Origin of the sequence: Bartonella sp. TT110JLCBS, from assembly GCF_042193405.1 — a bacterium.
Classification (GTDB): Bacteria; Pseudomonadota; Alphaproteobacteria; order Rhizobiales; family Rhizobiaceae; genus Bartonella.
Genome location: NZ_JBHILT010000063.1, coordinates 1 through 3,296 on the forward strand (window position 1 = coordinate 1; position 3,296 = coordinate 3,296).

5 protein-coding genes are annotated in these 3,296 nt (G+C 40.0%); 3 read left to right on the plus strand and 2 right to left on the minus strand.

Annotated elements, in window-relative coordinates; all coding sequences use genetic code 11:
- Positions 1-331: 331 nt before the first annotated feature.
- Entirely contained in the window at positions 332-511 is a 180-nt protein-coding gene (locus tag ACFILW_RS09230; protein ID WP_375621862.1) for a hypothetical protein, read from the minus strand.
- A gap of 119 nt (positions 512-630) precedes the next feature.
- Between ACFILW_RS09230 and ACFILW_RS09235 the strand changes: the two genes are divergently transcribed.
- Together ACFILW_RS09235 and ACFILW_RS09240 are read left to right on the plus strand one after the other, a co-directional pair.
- A complete protein-coding gene (locus ACFILW_RS09235) occupies positions 631-906 on the plus strand; it encodes a type II toxin-antitoxin system RelE/ParE family toxin (protein WP_273791641.1) in 276 nt (91 codons plus the stop codon).
- A gap of 30 nt (positions 907-936) precedes the next feature.
- Positions 937-1,263, plus strand: a complete 327-nt coding sequence (locus tag ACFILW_RS09240) for a HigA family addiction module antitoxin (RefSeq protein WP_273791640.1) — start codon at positions 937-939, stop codon at positions 1,261-1,263.
- A 46-nt stretch (positions 1,264-1,309) separates the two neighbouring features.
- On the opposite strand, the gene ACFILW_RS09245 is transcribed toward ACFILW_RS09240, so the two are convergent.
- A complete protein-coding gene (locus tag ACFILW_RS09245) occupies positions 1,310-1,831 on the minus strand; it encodes a Rha family transcriptional regulator (protein WP_273791639.1) in 522 nt (173 codons plus the stop codon).
- Between the two features lie 473 nt (positions 1,832-2,304).
- On the opposite strand from ACFILW_RS09245, the gene ACFILW_RS09250 reads away from it, so the two are divergent.
- Positions 2,305-3,296: phage tail sheath subtilisin-like domain-containing protein (locus ACFILW_RS09250; RefSeq protein WP_375685640.1), on the plus strand; the 992-nt coding region annotated here is incomplete at its 3' end.

Sequence of the window (3,296 nt, forward strand, 5' to 3'; positions counted from 1 at the left end):
TGACAGAAATAGACGCACCCGTAGAGCTCATAAAAGAACCACAAGAGAAAGATAATCAAATCTAGGCGATAAGGCTTGTATGATTTTCTTTCTTTAAAGTCCTTTTTGACTGACAGTGTCAGGCTTATGAGAGAGTGTAGATAATTGTTATGGTCTCTTCATTAATTTGGAGAGCAAAATGACAATAGAATTTAAACTTCGTATTCACTTTATTAAGAATGGCAAGGGATCTAAGTTTTTAGCAATATTTGATCAGACAGCCGTTGGTATGTTTGTAAAATCCTTGATGTTAACGTGCAAATTTATCCCCTCCATGCACCTATTCTTCTCTTTACGCATGAGGTGGAGAAACAGGATAGTGTTCTGTTTCATAAGCTTCAATTAACAAAACAAGAGTTTTCATTCTATCAAATTCTGGAGTATTAACTTCTGGCTGCTTATCAAACATTGCAGACACAATTTCTAAAGCTTCTTGGTACTCCCTCTCAGCACGAATTGGTTTGATATTCATTTCTTAAATTCTTGTAGTTCCACAGTGTTGGCATCAATCATATTAAATTGTAACATTTTTGTTGACAATTGTCACTTAATACATTACATCTTACTTAAAATAAAGTTGTTGAGTTTGCTATGATCAAAACATTTAAAAATAAAGACCTCCAATCTCTCTGGGAAACAGGAAAAAGTAAGATTGATAGCAGGCTTCAACAGCGTATTATTCGCCGTCTTGATGCCCTTGACGCTGCTTCTCAAGTTAGTGATATCAATGTACCAGGTTATAATTTTCATATGCTTAAAGGCTTTACTCCAACTCGCTACACAATTCATATCAATGGTCCTTGGTGTATCACTTTTGAATTTAAAGACAGACACGTTTACCATGTTGATCTAGAGCAATACCACTGAAGGTTTTAAGATTTGTAAAGGAAACTATCCATGACCACACGTAATCCTAATCGTTGTCCTTCTCATCCAGGAGAAATTTTAGCTGAATCCTTAGAACATTTAAATGCAAGCAAAACCGAAATTGCTAGGATTCTTCAAATATCACGCCAGCACTTGCACGGTATCCTTAAAGGAGAACGTCCAGTCACAGCCGTAACAGCAGCTCGCATTGGTAAATTGTTAGGAAATGGACCAGCCCTTTGGCTACAGCTTCAAGCCAATTATGATACATGGCATGCCTTGAGGGACATTGATGTCTCTTCTATTCCAACATTAACAGCTAATAAAGTGGATATACAAATGGAACAGAGCCATTAACTGTCTCCCCGCCTCAAAGACGAGGAGATAAAATCATGTTTTTAACTTAAGCTACTTTTACAACAGGGCTTACTAAAACTCGCTTGGCTTCTTCAACAAGCGTTTTATAATGTTTGCTCTCTTCTGCTAATGTAAAAGCTTTAACAAGATGCATGTGAAGCGGTCCATAAATATAAACAGCTTTTTCAGTAGGTCCCATTTCATCCCAGTTGCTTGGAAAATCAAAGCGTGTATCACGGTCATTATCAATTAATTGGTTTTTTAAATCATAGAAAGCTTTAACGAGGGCTTTTTTGAATGCACGCACCGTATCATTGTTACGCATATAGGTCATGAGTAGAGTGGCTTGTGGTTCGTTGAGAATAGCAACTTCTCTCTTTTGACCACCTTTACCGTCTCTTTTACTCACTTGGATTTCAAATCCAAGTGAACCAAACTCTTCAAAATCCTTACGATTATTGCGTACTAACTGTATAACTGTTTTATGCGTATTACCCACACCCTCTGCAATTTTTAAAGAAGTTGTAACAGCAATACCAGCATTGTTGATTGTCACTAAATTGTTCATGATGAACTCCTAATGGTTTTAATGTCTCTATTGACACCCCTAAGGGTGCCGGGCGTTAGAAACACGGCCATTAGTCCGTCGCTATGTCTTCCCCTCGTGAGAAGGTATTGTATAGCATAGCTACACCCGACAAAATCGTTATATGCCAATAATAGCATAAAAGACAATCAGTATTTTAAATGCATGGGAGAGATCTTACGTGACCTATCCGCTAATGGTTTAGTGTTTCTAGCACTTGTGATTCGACTAACATGAGGGTTTATTAGTGTCAATATGCTTTTAAAAAATTATTTCATATATTGTTGTTTTCAAAGGATCGCATTTGAAATGCTACCCTTTACTATTCACTCGCATTTGAAATGCGAGTGAACCAAAATCCTTATGATTTGCTGTTTTAAAGGGTGCGATTTCAAATCCAACCCTCATTTTTCCCATTCATTTTAATTCACCCCTCATTTAAAGGAGCATAAAGTATGGCAACAGGTTTTCTACACGGTGTTGAAGTCGTTGAAGTTGACGACGGCACCCGCCCCCTTCGCGCGGTTCAGTCTGCCGTTATCGGGATTGTTGGCACAGCACCCGATGCCGATGAACAAGCATTCCCTCTCAACACACCGGTTTTGGTAGCAGGCTCTCTTTCACAAGCTGCAAAACTCGATAGAACAGGCAAACGACGCGGCACTTTACCCAATGCCCTTGATCTTATTTTTAAACAAGTAGGAGCAATTGTCGTTGTCGTACGCGTGAACGAGGGTGACAACGAAAATGCAACACTCACCAATATTCTGGGTGGTGTAAACGCAAATGGCGCTTATGAAGGTGTTCATGCTTTCATTGGAGCACAATCCATTGTAGGACAAACACCACGCATTCTCATCGCTCCAGGCTTTACACATCAACGCCCTTCCAGTGTGAATATTGAAGAGAATGGAACTGGTGCAACTGCCAACCCCGTCGCAGCAGAACTGATTGGCATTGCAGAACGTTTGCGCGCCATTGTGGTGCTTGATGCACCCAACACAACAGATGAAGCCGCTCTTAGCACAGCAAAGGATTTTGATTCAAAGCGCGCCATTCTTATTGATCCATTTGTAAAAGTGAATCGTAATGGCAAAATCATAGAACAGCCAGCAAGTGCAGCGGTTGCAGGTGTCATTGCCAAAACTGATTTTACCCATGGTTTTTGGCATTCCCCTTCAAACAAAGTGATCAATGGCATTGTTGGTATTGCACGCCCCATTGATTTTTCCATTGGTGATCGATCAAGCCGCGCCAACCTTCTTAACGAACAAAACATCACAACAATTATCCGCGAAAACGGTTATCGTCTTTGGGGTAATCGCACCCTCTCAAGCGATACAAAATTTGCTTTCTTATCGGTGGTGAGAACCGCAGATATGATCAATGATGCCATTTTGCGCGGACATCTATGGGCTGTCGACCGCAATATCAAAAAAACCTACAT

What these genes read in the sequence shown, in the direction of transcription:
- ACFILW_RS09245 (WP_273791639.1), bottom strand. Translation starts at nt 1,831, where the DNA reads ATGAACAATTTAGTGACAATCAACAATGCTGGTATTGCTGTTACAACT.
- ACFILW_RS09240 (WP_273791640.1), top strand. Translation starts at nt 937, where the DNA reads ATGACCACACGTAATCCTAATCGTTGTCCTTCTCATCCAGGAGAAATT.
- ACFILW_RS09235 (WP_273791641.1), top strand. Translation starts at nt 631, where the DNA reads ATGATCAAAACATTTAAAAATAAAGACCTCCAATCTCTCTGGGAAACA.
- ACFILW_RS09230 (WP_375621862.1), bottom strand. Translation starts at nt 511, where the DNA reads ATGAATATCAAACCAATTCGTGCTGAGAGGGAGTACCAAGAAGCTTTA.